The organism is Kitasatospora sp. NPDC059160 (assembly GCF_042755465.1).
Lineage (GTDB): Bacteria > Actinomycetota > Actinomycetes > Streptomycetales > Streptomycetaceae > Kitasatospora.
In genome coordinates, this window is the sequence record NZ_JBHZCN010000030.1 from 59972 (window position 1) to 75184 (window position 15213).

At 75.3% G+C, this 15213-nt stretch carries 13 protein-coding genes; 9 read left to right on the forward strand and 4 right to left on the reverse strand.

Features of this window, described 5'->3' with window-relative positions; translation table 11 throughout:
- The first annotated feature begins 88 nt into the window (after positions 1-88).
- From ACFXOZ_RS15290 to ACFXOZ_RS15310, 5 genes are all read left to right on the forward strand, one after another.
- Positions 89-535 carry a hypothetical protein gene (locus ACFXOZ_RS15290; RefSeq protein ID WP_380531682.1) on the forward strand — a complete coding sequence of 149 codons (447 nt, stop codon included), beginning with the start codon at positions 89-91 and terminating at the stop codon, positions 533-535.
- 112 nt (positions 536-647) lie between these two features.
- Positions 648-1985, forward strand: a complete 1338-nt coding sequence (locus ACFXOZ_RS15295) for a hypothetical protein (protein ID WP_380590623.1) — start codon at positions 648-650, stop codon at positions 1983-1985.
- Between the two features lie 94 nt (positions 1986-2079).
- Positions 2080-5598: a right-handed parallel beta-helix repeat-containing protein gene (locus ACFXOZ_RS15300; RefSeq protein WP_380590626.1), complete on the forward strand. Its 3519-nt coding sequence runs from the start codon at positions 2080-2082 to the stop codon at positions 5596-5598.
- Complete coding sequence (locus ACFXOZ_RS15305) at positions 5595-6920, forward strand: S8 family serine peptidase (RefSeq protein WP_380590629.1); 1326 nt, start codon at positions 5595-5597, stop codon at positions 6918-6920. Before ACFXOZ_RS15300 ends, ACFXOZ_RS15305 begins: the two co-directional genes overlap by 4 nt.
- 169 nt (positions 6921-7089) lie before the next feature.
- Positions 7090-7827 (forward strand): dienelactone hydrolase family protein, encoded by a 738-nt coding sequence (locus ACFXOZ_RS15310; RefSeq protein WP_380590632.1) that lies wholly within the window; start codon positions 7090-7092, stop codon positions 7825-7827.
- A gap of 459 nt (positions 7828-8286) precedes the next feature.
- On the opposite strand, the gene ACFXOZ_RS15315 is transcribed toward ACFXOZ_RS15310, so the two are convergent.
- The gene (locus tag ACFXOZ_RS15315) at positions 8287-9468 is read right to left on the reverse strand and encodes a MinD/ParA family protein (RefSeq protein WP_380590635.1); all 1182 of its coding nucleotides are present in this window, start codon (positions 9466-9468) and stop codon (positions 8287-8289) included.
- Between the two features lie 184 nt (positions 9469-9652).
- Complete coding sequence (locus tag ACFXOZ_RS15320; protein ID WP_380590638.1) at positions 9653-10330, reverse strand: HAD family hydrolase; 678 nt, start codon at positions 10328-10330, stop codon at positions 9653-9655.
- Positions 10331-10600: 270 nt separating this feature from the next.
- On the opposite strand from ACFXOZ_RS15320, the gene ACFXOZ_RS15325 reads away from it, so the two are divergent.
- Positions 10601-11481, forward strand: a protein-coding gene (locus ACFXOZ_RS15325; protein WP_380590641.1) for an IS5 family transposase whose coding sequence is annotated in 2 segments (ribosomal slippage) — positions 10601-10964 and positions 10964-11481 — 882 coding nt in all. Because the reading frame shifts where the segments join, the coding sequence is not laid out codon by codon here.
- A gap of 120 nt (positions 11482-11601) precedes the next feature.
- Positions 11602-12108 carry a DUF6624 domain-containing protein gene (locus ACFXOZ_RS15330; protein ID WP_380590644.1) on the forward strand — a complete coding sequence of 169 codons (507 nt, stop codon included), beginning with the start codon at positions 11602-11604 and terminating at the stop codon, positions 12106-12108.
- A gap of 195 nt (positions 12109-12303) precedes the next feature.
- Here ACFXOZ_RS15330 and ACFXOZ_RS15335 read toward each other — a convergent pair whose 3' ends face one another.
- A complete protein-coding gene (locus tag ACFXOZ_RS15335) occupies positions 12304-12795 on the reverse strand; it encodes a MarR family winged helix-turn-helix transcriptional regulator (RefSeq protein ID WP_380590647.1) in 492 nt (163 codons plus the stop codon).
- A gap of 52 nt (positions 12796-12847) precedes the next feature.
- Between ACFXOZ_RS15335 and ACFXOZ_RS15340 the strand changes: the two genes are divergently transcribed.
- Positions 12848-13357, forward strand: a complete 510-nt coding sequence (locus ACFXOZ_RS15340) for a MarR family winged helix-turn-helix transcriptional regulator (RefSeq protein ID WP_380590650.1) — start codon at positions 12848-12850, stop codon at positions 13355-13357.
- Positions 13358-13437: 80 nt separating this feature from the next.
- On the opposite strand, the gene ACFXOZ_RS15345 is transcribed toward ACFXOZ_RS15340, so the two are convergent.
- Positions 13438-13878 carry an AAA family ATPase gene (locus tag ACFXOZ_RS15345; RefSeq protein WP_380590693.1) on the reverse strand — a complete coding sequence of 147 codons (441 nt, stop codon included), beginning with the start codon at positions 13876-13878 and terminating at the stop codon, positions 13438-13440.
- Positions 13879-14573: 695 nt separating this feature from the next.
- Here ACFXOZ_RS15345 and ACFXOZ_RS15350 point away from each other — a divergent pair.
- A complete protein-coding gene (locus ACFXOZ_RS15350) occupies positions 14574-15152 on the forward strand; it encodes a hypothetical protein (RefSeq protein WP_380590653.1) in 579 nt (192 codons plus the stop codon).
- Positions 15153-15213 lie beyond the last annotated feature (61 nt).

Genomic DNA, 15213 nt, shown 5'->3' on the forward strand with positions numbered 1-15213 from the left:
GGCCACCGGGTGAACGCCGCCCGCGCCCGGAGCCGTTGACCGGGTGAGGGCGCCCCGGTGCGGGGCCACGAGAGCGGGAGCACGACGCGTGGAACAGCAGCAAGGGCAGGCGGCGGAGCCGGAGTTCCGGCTGGCGGCGGTGTTCGGCACGGTCGACCCGGTGGCCGGGCCCGGTTTCGCGCCGGACCACCCGCTGGTGCGCGACGCCGGGCAGCGGGCCGCCCTACTGGCGTACCTGCGGTCCGGCGCGGAGGTGCTGGTGACGCCGATGCTGATGGACGACGTCTTCGACACCTCCCGCCGGGGCGCCGTCCCTATGAACTACCGCACCGACGGCGAGTGGATCTGGACCGACACCGTCGCCTACTACCTGGAGGAGTACGACCTCGCGCCCGAGCCCGGGCTGCTCGCGCACCTGCTCGGGCGCACCGGGCCGTGCCCGCAGCCGTCGCCGCAGGCCCTCGGGCGGGCGGTGGACTTCGTGCTGAAGCCGCCCCGCCAGGACGAGCCGGCCTGGAGCCTGGAGATCGGCTGAACCCGACGCGACGTGCCGTCCGTCGGTCTGGGGGAGGGGCGGTTTTCGCCGCGCGGCGGTTCGGCCGCGCGGGGCGGCCCCGTCGGGCGTCGTCCAAGGCCAGGGAGCGTGGGTGGGCAGGGAACGTAGTGCGCGGGGAAACGGGTCCTCCGTCGGGGGCATCCAGCTGCCCGCGGTGGCCTGGGAGGTGCCGGAGCCGGCCGCCGAGGCCGGGAAGGCGGGCGTGGCACCGGCCGCCGTCGAGGCGGGAGCTGCGGCGGTGGGAGCCGCCGGTGCGGTGCCCGAGGTCAGGGAGAGCGGCGCGACGGCGGTGGAGGCCGCCGGCCAGGCCCGCCCGGGCGTGACCGCCGCGCCCGCGCCGGCCGCCGCGACCGAGGAGGAGGCCGCCGGGCGGCGCATCCCCAAGCCGATGGTGGCCGCCGCGGTGATCGCGGGCCTGGTGCTGGTCGGGGTGCCGCTGGGCATCGCGGGCTTCGGCGGGGACGGCCCCGGCACCCCCGGCGCCGACGGGCCGCCGCCCGCCGGCTTCTCCGCGCCCGACGGCGGCGGCAACGGCTACGTCCCCGGCGCCGACGCACCCGGCAACCCGCCCGGCGACCAGCCGCTGCAGCCCGGCCAGCCCGCTGAGCCGGGCCAGCCCGGCCAGCCGGCCGGCGCCCAGCCCGGTGAGGGCGCGGTGGTGCCCGCTGCGGCGGCCGCCGGGGCCGCGCTGCCCGGCATCGCCGCCGGCCAGGGCACCCCGGGCACCGATCATGCCGCCGCCGGCGCGCCCGCCGCACCCCAGGGCGGCGGCCAGAACACCGCTCAGAACAGCGGCCAGGGCGCGGGCCAGGGCGCGGGGCAGGGCTCCGGCCAGGGCGGCGGCGCACCGCAGACCCAGCCGCAGCCCCCCGCCAAGGCCCAGCAGCCGGCCCCGCCCCCGGACAAGCCCACCCAGCCCGCCCCGCCGCCCGCGCCCATCTACCACGGCGTGGCCGGCCCGGGCTGCGGCGGATCCACCTCCATGCAGCAGAACGGCTGGTACGACGACGGGCAGAAGGGCTGGCGCAAGAACTCCGGCGGCTACAGCGGCGACGGCTGCTCGGGCGGCTTCACCTCGATGCCGATGTCGGGCGCCGCCAACAAGGACGACAGCAGCAACTCGGTGGTGTGGACCTTCAACACCGGCTCGCTCACCACCGGCAGCTGCCGCCTGTCGGTCTACGTCCCGAACAACGGCGACATCAAGGCCGTCGGCGGCGCCCCGACCTACTACACCGTGCAGGGCCAGTCGTTCAACGTGAACCAGACCTCCTCCCGCGGCCAGTGGGTCCCGGCGGGCACCTTCCCGCTCAGCGGCGGCCGGATCGCCGTGGTGATGCACAGCCGGGGCCAGGACTGGGTCGGTGACAGCGTCAAGACCTACGCCCACCACGCCGCCTCCGCCGTCAAGGCCGACTGCACCGGCTGACCCCGGCCCCGCACCCCCCGTACGGACCCCGTACGAACCCGCACGACCGAGCACCACCGGCACCACAGCCACGAACGACGGAGGAGAACGCCCCATGACCCGCCATGTGCTGACGGTCGGTGCGGAGCCGCGCGAGGGCGGCTACCGCACGATCGGCGCCGCCCTGGAGGCGGCCCGCAGCGGAGCGGTGATCAGCGTCCGCCCCGGCCGCTACGACGAGAACCTGGTGATCACCAAGATGGTGACCATCACCGCCGAGGAGGCCCGCGGGAGCGTGCGCATCTCCCCGCGCCGGGGCGCCGTCGTCCAGGTCGTCGCGGAGGCCGTCCAGCTCACCGGCCTGGTCCTCCAGGGCCAGGACGAGGAACTGCCCACCGTCGACGTCCCGCGCGGCCAGGCCGCCCTCCAGGACTGCGAGGTGGTCGGCAACTCCTGGACCGCCGTCCTCACCCGCGGCCAGGGCTCCCTGGCCATGCGCGGCTGCCGGGTCGTCAACCCGGCCGGCGCCGGCATCGTCGAGACCTCCACCGGCACCAGCGTCATCGAGGACTGCACCATCGAACACCTCGGCAGCTCCGCCGTCGTGATCGGCGAACGCGCCAACCCCGTCGTGCGCAACTGCGTCCTGCGCGACGCCCGCGGCAACGGCGTGTGCGCCAACGGCGAGGGCCGCGGCTCCATCGAGGACTGCGAGATCTCCGCCACCGACAAACCCGGCATCGCCCTGGAGGAGCACAGCACCACCCGGGTCCTGCGCACCACCGTGCGCGACGTCGCGATCGGCGTCTACGTCAGCTCCACCGCCCAGGTCCTGCTGGAGGACTGCACCCTCGACACCACCCGCGGCCACGGCCTGGTCCTGGCCGGCGCCACCGACCCGCTGGTGCGCCGCTGCCGCACCGCCCGCACCAAGGGCCACGGCATCCACGTCACCGGCCGCTCCCGCGGCCGCTTCGAGGAGTGCCAGGTCGCCGACGCCCAGGGCACCGGCGTCCTGGTCGACGAGTCCTCCAGCCCGGTCCTGACCCGCACCACCGTCACCGCCGGCGCCGGCGACGCCGTCGACCTCACCGGCGAGAGCGCCGCCGAGTTCGACCGCCTGGAGGTGCGCGGCGCCGCCGGCAGCGGCGTCGTCGTGCGCGACGGCGCCAACCCGCTGCTGCGCCGCCTGGACGTCGCCGAGGTCGGCGGCCACGGCGTCGAGGTGCTGCGCGAGGGCCGCGGGCGCCTGGAGTCCTGCCTGCTGCGCACCGGCGCGCGCGCCGCCCTGCGGGTCTCCGACGGCGGCAACACCCAGGTCGGCAACACCACCGTGCGCGGCACCACCACGACCACCGGCCCCGCCGGGGCGGCCGGCGCGGGGGTCAACGGCGTCGAGATCGGCCCCGGCGGCCTCGCCTCGCTGCGCGACTGCGACATCGCCGACTGCACCGGCGACGGCCTGCTCGTCGAGGACGACGGCGAACTCACCGCCGCCCGCACCCGCGTCCACGGCAACCGCCGCCACGGCGTCCTGCTCGCCGTCGGCTCCCGGGCCGCCCTGACCGGCTGCGAACTGGCCGACAACGCCCGCGACGGCCTGCGGGTGGACTCCGAGGAACCCGTCCGCGTCACCGGCTGCACCGTCACCGGCAACCGCGGCTCCGGCCTGCGCCAGAGCAGGCCCGGCACCCGCCTGGCGGTCACCGAGCTCACCAGCCGCGACAACGCCCACGCCGACAGCCACGGCAGCGCCCAGGCCCGCCCCGGCGCCACACCCGGCACCCGCCCCACCGGCGCCGCCCCCACCGACGGCGACGCGTACGGCGACGGCGACGGCTACGGACCCGGCGACGGCTACGGGCAGGGCGACGGACACGGCGACGCGTACGGGCCCGGCGACGCGTACGGCGACGGCCGCGAGAGCGCCCCCGGGCCCTACGGCGCCGCCACCGAACCCCTGCCACCGGACCCCGAGGGCCCCCAGGCGGCCCTCCAGACCCTCGTCGGCCTGGAAGGCGTCAAGGAACAGGTCGCCACCCTGGTCAACCTCAACAAGCTGGCCCGGCGCCGCGAACAGGCCGGCATGCCCGCCCTCCCCATGGGCCGGCACCTGATCTTCGCCGGGCCGCCCGGCACCGGGAAGACCACCGTCGCCCGCCTCTACGGCAGCATCCTGGCCGAACTCGGCGTGCTGCGCAGCGGGCACCTGACCGAGGTGGCCCGGGCCGACCTGGTCGCCGCGATCGTCGGCGGCACCGCGATCAAGACCACCGAGGTGTTCACCGAGGCGCTCGGCGGCGTGCTGTTCATCGACGAGGCCTACACCCTGTCCGCCGGAGGCGGCGGCACCGGCCCCGACTTCGGCCGCGAGGCCATCGACACCCTGGTCAAGCTGATGGAGGACCACCGCGACGACATCGTGGTGATCGTGGCCGGCTACTCCGAGGAGATGCGCGAGTTCCTCTCCTCCAACCCCGGCCTGGCCTCCCGCTTCAGCCGCACCGTCGAGTTCCGCAACTACTCGCCGCAGGAACTGGTCACCATCGTCCAACGGGCCGCCGCCGCCCACGGCTTCGACCTCGCCGAAGCCACCAGCCAGGCCCTGGAAGCGCACTTCACCCGCATGCCCAAGGGCGCGGACTTCGGCAACGGCCGCGCCGCCCGCAAGGTCTTCGAGGAGATGGTCGACCGCCAGGCCTCCCGGCTCGCCGCCCTGGCCGAGGTCACCGACGCCGACCTGCCGCTGCTGCTGCCCGAGGACCTCGGCGCCGAGGCCGTCCGCGCCCCCGCCCCCGGCACCGACGGCGGCAGCGACCTGCTCGCCCGACTGCGCGCCATGGTGGGCCTGAGCGCCGCCAAGGAACAGGTCGAGAACCTGGTCAACCTGATCACCCAGGCCCGCCGCCGCGAGGAGGCCGGCCTGCCCGTCGCCAGGATCAGCCATCACCTGGTCTTCGCCGGTCCGCCCGGCACTGGCAAGACCACCGTCGCCCGCCTCTACGGCGCCCTGCTCGCCGAACTCGGCGTCCTGCCCACCGGCCAGCTCGTCGAGACCGCCCGCGCCGACCTGGTCGGCCGTTACATCGGCCACACCGCCCAGCTCACCAAGGACGCCTTCGAACGTGCCCGCGGCGGCGTGCTGTTCGTCGACGAGGCCTACACCCTCACCCCGCGCGGCGGTGCCGCCTCCGGCGACTTCGGCCAGGAGGCCGTCGACACCCTGATGAAGCTGATGGAGGACCACCGCGACGAGGTCGTGGTCATCGTCGCCGGCTACGAGGACGAGATGCGCGGCTTCCTCGCCTCCAACCCCGGCCTGGCCTCCCGCTTCCCCCAGCAGATCGCGTTCGACCACTACAGCGCCGACGAACTCGTCACCATCGTCGCCCGCCAGGCCGAGGACGCCGGCTACCTCTGCGCCCCCGAGACCCTCACCGCGCTGGCCGCACTGTGCGCGGCCGTGCCCCGCGACCGCAACTTCGGCAACGGCCGCTTCGCCCGGCAGACCCTGGAGGCCATGGTCACCCGTCAGGCCGGACGTCTGGCCCGCCTGGAGATCGGCGACGTGTCCGAACTGAGCCTGCTGCTGCCCCAGGACATCCCCGCCCTGCTGCAGGGGAGCACGGTGTGAGCGCCCGCCGCACCGCCGGCACCCTCACCGCCGGGGCTCTCGCCTGCGCGCTGGCCGCCGTCCCGGCCGCCGCCGCCGCTCCGGCCGCGGCGGCCCCCGGCGACCCCTCCGCCCTGCCCGTCATCGCCCAGAACCGCCCCGCCACCCGCCCCGGCGACTGCCTCAGACCCTCCGACAAGGGCACCGACCGCACCCCCTGGGCCCAGGCCTTCCTGCGCCCCGAAGCCGCCTGGCCGCTCAGCCGCGGCGCCGGAGTGACCGTCGCCGTCGTCGGCTCCGGCGTCGACGGCGCCTCCGGCGTCCTGGGAGAGCGCCTGGTACCCGGCCCGCGCGAGTACGGCACCGGCGACTCCACCCGCGACTGCGTCGGCCACGGCACCTTCCTCGCCGGACTGATCGCCGCCCGTCACCAGGACGGCACCGGCTTCGCCGGCATCGCCCCCGAGGCCCGCATCCTCGCCGTCGCCGTCACCGACGACACCGGCACCACCACCCCCGCCCTCCTCGCCAAGGGCATCCGGGACGCCGCCGACGCCGGCGCCCGCATCATCGCCTCCGCCCTGCCCCTGCCCGCCGGTGACACCGCCCTCGACGACGCGCTGCGCCACGCCGACACCAAGGGCGTCCTGGTGATCGCCCCCGCCACCCCTGACCAGGGCGGCGCCAACGCCAACGTGCCCTCCGCCCCGCCGCAGGTCCTCACCGTCGCCGCCCTGGCCCCGGGCGGCGGCGCGGCGGCGACGGGCGCGGACGGGAGCACGCGGACGGGGACGACGGGGACGGGGACGGGGACGAGTGTCGGCGTGGCCCCGGCCGGCACCGCTGCCGGCGCCGGTACCGCTGCCGGTACGGGCGCCGCCGGTGCCCGGGTCGATCTGAGCGCCCCGGGTGAGGCCATGATGAGCACCGGACCGGCCGGCAAGGGCTACTTCACCGCCAGCGGCCCCAGTTTCGCCACCGCCGTCGTCGCCGGTACCGCCGCCCTGCTCCTCGGCCACCACCCCGACCTCGACCCGGCCCACCTGCGCGAGCGCCTCGAAGCCACCGCCTACCACCCCGGCACCGCCCTGCCCGACCCCCGCCTGGGCTACGGCACCGTCGACCCCCTCGCCGCCCTGACCGCCACCGTGCCCAGCGCCGCGGCCGCCCTCCCCGCCCCGCGGGCCGCCCTCCTGGCACCCCCGCCCCCGGACCCCGCCCCGGGCCGGGCTGCTGTGGTGGCTGTCGTTGTGCTGTCCACTGTCACCGTCACTGTGGGTCTGGCCGTCGTGTGTGCGGCCGCTCGCCGTCGTGGGTGGCGTCCGGGTCGTTGGCAGGTCTGACCCGGTGTCACGGCCGCGTCTGTTGTTTTCAGTCCGTGTGTGCCGTGTGTGCGGGGCGGTGGTGGGTGGCTCGGGCCTTTGGCTTCTTCCCGGTGTTTGTTCCGTCGGTGTTCTGCCGGCGGCAGAACACCACCGGGTCCGGGCTCGAGGATCACTACTGTCCGGTTCCATGGGGACGATTGCGACGCGTGCGGTCGCGTACCCGGCGGACGGTTTGACGATGATCGGCCACCTCGCTCTCCCGGCGGGTGTCGACCGCCGGCCCGCGGTGCTGCTCGGACCGGAGGGCATGGGGCTCGGTGACGTCGAGCGCCGCCGGGCCGAGGCACTCGCCGGGCTGGGGTATGTGGCGCTGGCCTTCGACCTCCACGGCGGGCGCTATGTGGGCGCCCCTGAGGAGATGCCGGCCCGGTGCCTGCCGCTGCTCGCCGATCCGGACCGGATGCGGGGCATCGGCCGTGCCGGGCTCGACGTGCTGCGCGGCGAACCGCGGACCGACCCCGACCGGATCGCCGCCGTCGGTTACGGCACCGGGGGCGCCGTCGCCCTGGAACTGGGGCGCGACGGCGCCGCCCTGCGCGCGATCGGGACGGTCGACGCGTTGACCACGGGCCGGCCGGGCGGGGCGGCGCGCATTCGCTGCCCGGTGTGGGCCGGGGTCGGGTCGCAGGACCCGATCATGGCGCCCGCGCAACGGGACGCGTTCACCGCTGAGATGCAGGCCGCGGGTGTCGACTGGCGCCTGACGGTCTACGGCGGCGCCCTGCACGCCTTCCACCACCCCCCGGTCGACCATGCCACGGTCCCCGGCGTCGGCTACCACCCGCGGCACGCGCAGCGAGCCTGGCGCGACGTCGTCGACCTGCTCGCCGAGTGCCTGTCCGTGCCGGAGGCCCAGGGGGCATGACCCGGGCGGACAGCCTGGCGCCGAGGCCACGACGATCACTGGTCCGAGTGTTTTCGGGACGGCGGTGGAGCCTTGGCGTGCGGTGCGAGCCGTTCGCGCGACTGTCGCGCTTCTGAGGGCCCGGCCCCCGACGCCCACCCGAGTCGAAGAACCGCCGCCCCGCGACCCGCCACGCCGTGGGCCTGCTCCCGTCACCGGCGGGCCGTGCCGCGGACCGGCCCACCACGAGGCCGGTACCGAACCGCGCCGGATCGATCACACGCCCAGGCCGTGGCGCCCGCTGCCACGCCTGGCACGCTTGGCACGCGGGCACGCCTGGCGCGTGGGCCGATGGGTAGGTGGGCCGACGGGCGGTGGCACCGTTGCGTGACCGTGTCCGTGGCCCGGGCCGGGGGGCGGTTCCGGTCCGTGCCGGTCCGTCCCGTCGGGGTCCGTGGTGTCGGGCCCGGTGGTGGCTGGTCAGGTGTTGGTGGGGTGGATGCCTTCGGTGACGTGGGCGGCGAGGTGGAGGTAGGCGCGGCGGGTGCGTGGGTGCAGGCGGGTGGGGTCGAAGGTGGCGCCGAGGGCGAGGTGTTCGTCGAAGGGGAGGAGGAGGGCGGCGCGGGAGCGTTGTCGGAAGTGGGTGAGGAGGTCGTCGGTGTTGATCGTGCGGTTCTTGGCGCGGATGCCGGAGATGAGGGTGATGCTGCGTCGTGCGAGGTCGTGGTAGCCGTTGGCGTGCAGCCAGTCCAGGGTGGTGTCGGCGCCGCTGGCGCCGTCGACGCTGGTGGTGGCGGTGATGACGAGTTGGTCGGCGAGGTCGAGTACGGCGTTCATCGAGTCGTGCAGCAGGCCGGTGCCGCAGTCGGCGAGGACGATCGGGTACTGGCGGGCGAGGAGGTCGACCAGTCGCCGGTAGTCCTGGCCGCCGAAGGTGTCGGCGACGGTGGGGTCGGTGTCGTTGGCCAGGACCTCCAGTCCGCTGGGGGTCAGCGAGGTGAAGCGGCGGATGTCCATGTAGCCGGTGATGGAGGGTGCGGCCGCGAGCAGGTCCTGGACGGTGGCGGGGCTCTCGCGGCGGATGCGCCGGCTCAGGGTGCCGGTGTCCGGGTTGGCGTCGACGGCGACGACCTTGTCGGAGCGGGTCTGGGCGAGGACGCTGCCGAGCCCGAGTGTCGCGGAGGTCTTGCCGACGCCGCCCTTGAGGCCGATGACCGCGATCCGGAAGGAGCGGTGCAGCGGGGTGCGGATGAGGGCCTCCAGCCGTTCCCGTTCGCGCTGCTCGCCCCGGCCCAGGCCCAGCCCGGCGCCCAGGCCGGCGCCCAGCAGCCGGGGGCGCCGGGCCGGGGCGGGCGGGGCGGCGACGGGCGCCGGCGCGGCGACGGGCGCCGGTACCGGTACCGGTGCGGGGGCGGGCAGGGGCGGGGCGTACGGCGGGGGAGGCGGCGCCGGGAGGGCGGGCGTCGCGGGTGTGGCGGGTGTGGCGGGTGCGGGTCGGGCCTGCGGGGGGATGAGCACCGTGCCCAGGGAGTCCAGGGGGCGTCGCCAGTCGGGTTCGGCCGGGCGGGCCGGGGGCAGGAGCCCGTAGTCGGGGGAGAGGTCCCGTTCCGGGCCCCGTCCCAGCCGCCGCACCTGCTCGATGACCGTGTGGTCCGCCGCCACGCTCCGCCTCCTTGTCGCCACGCCGCCACCGCGCCGGTGCCGTACGGTCCCCCCACCTGGCACAACGGGGCGGGCTGCCGTGACCGTTCACCGCCGGGCACGCCGGGCACGCCGGGCACGCCGGGCAGGCCGGGTGCGCCGGGCTCGCCGGGCTCGCCGGGTGCGGCGGGTGCGGCGGGGGCGGTCAGGGCAGCGGGAGTTCTCCGGCGGCCGCCACCAGGGCGGGCAGCTCGCGCATGTCGTCGAAGGTGCGGGTGCCGGGGCCGGTCAGCCGGTGGGCGGGGGTGAGGCCGCCGTGGAAGCCCAGCGAGCGCATCCCGGCCGCGCGGGCGGCGGCGACCCCGTACGTGCTGTCCTCCACCACGAGGCAGGCCCCGGGCGCGACGCCCGTGGTGGCGGCGGCGTGCAGGAACAGGTCGGGGGCGGGCTTGCCGTGCGCGACGTCCTCGGCGCTGAACACCCGCCCCTGGAAGCGGGCCAGCAGCCCGGTCCGCCCCAGGGTGCGGCGCAGCCGGCCGTGACCGGAGGAGGAGGCCACGCAGTCCCGTACGCCGGCCCGCGCCAGCTGTGCCAGGGCCTCCACCACCCCGTCCACGGGGGTGAGTTCGGCGGCGAACGCCTCGTCGTACAGGTGCTGGAAGGCCTCCTCCCAGCCGGGTTCCAGCGGCACGCTCGCGTGCGCCTGCAGCTCGGCGCTCATGTGGGCGTGGCTGCGGCCGACGAAGCGCTCCACGATCTCCGCCTCGGACAGCGGCCAGCCGACCGCCGCGCACACCTGCGCGTCGATCCGCACCGCCAGGCGCTCGCTGTCCAGCAGGACGCCGTCGCAGTCGAAGATCACCAGTTCGATGGGTGTGGGCATGGCCGCCACCCTAGGGCGTGTCTGACAGTTCCCGCCGGGCGCGCGACGCTCCCCCAGCCTTCGGCCGGGAGGTACCCCCAGGGCACAAGCGCGCCTCGCCGCGTTGTCGTCGGTCGCCGATGGCCCCCAGCCTTCGGCCGGGAGGCGCCCCCACCGCATGGACTCCCTCCTCCGCCTTGCGATGCACGCACCCCGACGCCGCGCGCTGATCCGACGCGAATTGTCAGACACGCCTAGGGACTGTCCGACGATCTGATCGTTGCTCTGGTCATGGGGCGGGGAGATCTGACCGGGGACGAGTGGATGCGGCTTGAGCCGCATCTGCCGAAGTCCGGTGGTCGCGGCGGGCGTTGGTGCGACCACCGGCAGGTGATCAACGGGATCCTGTTCCGGGTCCGCACGGGAGTGCCCTGGCGTGATCTGCCGGAGCGGTTCGGGAGCTGGAAGACCGTCTACGAGCGGCATCGGCGCTGGTCCGCGGATGGGACCTGGGACAGGATCCTTCAGGCCGTGCTGGCCGACGCCGACGCTCAGGGGCAGGTGGACTGGAGCATGGTCAGCGTCGACTCGACCTCATGCCGAGCTCACCAGCACGCGGCCGGGGCTCCGCATAGAGCACCGCGGATCCCGAAAATAGATCAACGCCTCGGCAGCACCGCCCCGACGAGGGACTCGGACGCTCCCGGGGCGGTCTGACGAGCAAAATCCATCTGGCCGGGGAAGGCAGCTGCCGGCCGCTGGCTCTACTGATCACGCCGGGTCAATGGGGTGACAGTCCCCAGCTGATCCCCGTTCTGGAGCGTGTTCGGGTCAAGCGCCTCGGTGGCGGCCGTCCGCGCACCCGTCCTGACCACCTGGGCGGCGACAAGGCGTACAGCTTCCGCCGCAATCGTCGCTACCTGCGCAGACGCCAGATCAAGCACACCATTCCGGAGCCCAAGGACCAGCGGGCCAACCGGCGACGTCGAGGCAGTCAGGGTGGTCGGCCGGCGGGCTTCGACAAGGAGATGTACAGGCGCCGCAATGAAGTCGAGCGCACGATCAATCGCCTGAAGCACTTCCGCGCCGTCGCGACGCGCTTCGACAAACGCGTCTACGTCTTCCACGGGACAGTCAGCGTTGCGTCGATCCGGCTCTGGCTCCGTCGGTAGATCAAGTATCCCAAGATTCGGACGTGCCTGTCACCGTCCTCCGGGAGGAGATTTTGTCGTGATTTGCACACCTAAGGTTGCGGATGACCAGCGAGAAACTCGATCTGACTTGGAGTCGGGATGGCGTCTGACATTGCCGCAGTGGCTGCGGAGCTCAACATGATGGTTGCGGAAGATCACCAGGCCGCGCGCTATGCGAACAGCGAAGACCCGGCGGAGCAGTTGGTCTGGCGGCGCCTGACCGCGCAGCACGCGGACCGTCTCAGCGAGATCATGGACGCGCACGGATGGCCGACCGCGGAACTGGTCGGTGAGGACGCGGCCCGGGCCGCGTGGCTGATCGCGCAACACGCCGACCGGCAGCTCGACGTTCAGCGGCGCGCGTTGCGGCTGATGGAGCAGACAGTGGCCGACGGCACCGCCAGCCCGCGAGATCTTGCCTTCCTGCGGGATCGCACCCTTGTGAACGAGGGGCGGAAGCAGATCTACGGGACGCAGATCGCCGGCGTGAAGGACGGCTCGCCGACCCCGTGGCCCTGCGAGGAGCCCGAGCGCATGGACGAGCGCCGTGCAGAAGTGGGAATCCCACCGTTCGCCGAGTACATCGCTCAGTTCTCCATCGTCTGAACCACCCCGGCGTCCGGCGGATCACGCTCGCGCCTGATCCGCCGGACAGTCCCTAGGGCACCGGTGACCACCGGAGTCCGCCGGTGATCACCGGAGTTCGCCGGTGTTCACCGGTGATCGCCGGAGTCCGTCGGTGTTCGTCGGGGTTCGTCGGGGTTCGTCGGTGGGCGCCCGGTGCGGGGCGGGCCGGTGGGCTCACCGCGCCTGGGCGAGGGTGTCCAGATGTCCGGCCCAGCGCACGAGCAGGTTCGTCAGGGTGGTGAGCTCCTGCGGCGTCAGACAGGCCGCCAGCCGTTCCCGCAGCCCGGCGACCTGCGCGGCCACGCGCCGGTGGGCGCTGCGGCCCTGCCCGGTGAGGGCGGCGCGCCCGTCCGTGTCGAGGGCGACCCAGCCGCGGGCGGCGAGCCCTTCCAGGTGCGGGCGCACGGTCGGCTCCTGGGGGCAGAGGAAGGCGGCCAGCGCCGTGTCGAGGGCGGTGGTGTCCGTCGGCCCGTGGGAGAGGGTGTTGAGCACCTGCCAGTCGCGCCGGCTCAGCGCGTCGGCGGCGAACAGGCGCGCCATGGACTGCTCGATGGCGCCGTCGATGTGGCGCAGCCAGTACCCGAGCGGGCGCTGCCCGGGCACGTCGGGCAGGCCGGCGGCGGGCACGTGCGCGGGTGTGGCGGCGGGTGTGGCGGTTTCGGGCATAACAGGTCCCCCCTGATACATGTCCTTTGACAAAAGTTGTAACCTAGCATGTATGTCTGAGCGGGAGAGGAAGTACCAGGAAACCGGGCCGGACACCGCCGTCGAGGACGCGTCCGCCGCCGCCGTCGAACGCGCCATGGTCGCCATCCGCCACAGCCAGACCCGCCGTTCGCTGGGCCGCATCGCCCGGCCCGGGGGCGCCGGCGCGATCGACCCCACCCTGTTCGGCGTCCTGGACGCGGTCGAGGCCCACCCCGGCCCGTGCGCCGTCACCGACGTCGCCGCCGCCCTGGGCGTCGACCAGCCCCGGGCCAGCCGCCTGGTACTGCGCACCGTCGAGCAGGGCTGGCTGGAACGCGGCAGCGACCCGCGCGACGCCCGCCGCACCCTGCTCGCCCTCACCCCCGCCGGGCGCGCGCAGGCGGAGGCCGCCCACCGGCTGCGCCGTGTGGTCTTCGCCCAGGCCATGGCGGGCTGGAGCGAGGGCGACCGCACCGCGTTCGCGCGCCTGATCACCGCCTTCGTCGCCGATTTCGCCCGTACCGTCGCGGACCGGGCGTGAACCGGTGGAGCGGTGGGCCGGGGCCCGGTTCGCCGGTCCCGGTCCCGCTCCCGGTGATGACGATCACTCGTACGGGTGGTTCAGGTTGGGAGAGCCCCGCCGCCCGCCCCGGGGCCTCGCCCCGGAGGCTGCGGCACGACCCGCTCGCCCTCGCGGTCAGGCTCCTCGAAGGCGGCCGGGTAGCGGGCCAACTGCGCCTCGTCCACGGTGGCGCGGTCCGCGCCCGCCCGGCCGTTGCGTACCGCCGGGCGGCGCTCCGGCGTCGCCCGGTCGGCCGTGAGGCGGACCGGCTCCCACCGGCGGCCGTGGGCCTCCACCGGCGCCGTGTAGTCGTCCCGGGCGGCCCGGCTCCAGAACGTGTGGTCCACCACCACGTCGCGCCCGGCCCGCATCGGCGCCACCAACTCCCGCCGCTGCTCGCGGCGGACCTCCTCCTTGGGCCGGTCGAACGCCTCCCGCGTCGGCACCGGCCCCGCGTCGCGCCGCCCGGGCCGCCGCCACACCGCCTCGTCGATCGACAGCCGGACGCCCGCCGCGCCGCACCAGGCCCGCCGCGTAGGTGCTCTTGCCCGCCCCCGGCAGCCTGCACATCAGCACCACCGTGCCGCCCGATCCCTCTGCCACGCAACCACGTCAGCCCTGGCCCCGCGGCGGCGGGGAGCGGCCCGGGGGAGCGGGAAGCCGGCGGGGACGACTTCCCGCTCCGGCACGACGGTTTCGGCACGGCGCCGACCGCACGAAAGGACCCCCGCCCGCCCCGGCACCCGGACCGGGGCGTGCCCGGGGCGTGCCCGGGGTCGGCCTGAACCCGCCGCCACGGCGCCACCGTCCCCTTGCGAACCGGGTTGACCTCAAGGCGACTTGAGCTCCTACGGTGGGCGCGTCCCGAAGTCCGAACAGTGAAGGGGGCGCACCGCCGTGGCGTTCGAGGAGTACCCGCACGCGGTCCTGGCCGCCCAGCCCGTCGGCGCCTGGAGCGCCGAGGTGTTCCACCGGGTGGTGGGCGCCCTGCGCGAGCAGCTCGCCGTCGAAGGCCTCACCCGGCCGCACTGGTGGACGCGCGACCACGCCGCCGCCACCCCCCCCCGGCCGCTGGAACCGCGCCACCCTGGCCCGGCGGCCGGCCCGCTACGACGACCTCGCCACCGACTCCACCGCCGTCTTCGACGGCCTCACCGCCCGCGGCCGGCTCCTGGAGTCCGCCGCCACCGGCGCCGTGACCCTCACCGAGGACGGCGAGGCCGCCCGCCTGCGCGCCCGCGACCGCAACCACCGCGTCCACCGCGTCCACCTCCGGGCCCACCAGGGCGTCGACGAGGCCGACGTCGTCACCACGATCAACGTGCTGCGCCGTACCACCGCCGACATGGGCGGCGAGGGCGACCTCCCGGACCGACCGGCCCGGCCCGGCCCGGCCCGGCACGGTCCGACCGGACCGGCCGACCGGCCCGGCGCGGCCCGCACAGGAGGTCGACGGGGGTGGCCTCCTGTGCGGGCCCCGGATTCCGGAAAGGATCGAACAACTGCACGCCTCCTGATCTACTGTCGGATCCGGCCCGGCGAACGTCGGAGGATCCACAGGCGCGAGCGCATCGCCGTCGGCACCGCCGCCGCCGCCCTGCTCGCCCTCGGCGGCGGCCGGGCCTTCGCCGACACCTCGTGGGGCGGCACCGCCCCCGCGGACACCGCCGCCCCGGCGGACACCTCCCGGGGCGGGGCCGCCCCGGCCGACGGCTACCGGGGCATCGCCGCCCCCGACACCTCCTGGGGCATGGCCGCCCCCGCCGGCGGGTAGCCCCCGCCCCGCCGGAGGGGACGCGGGCCCGCGCGCGGGCACCGACCCGGCGGTGATTGCC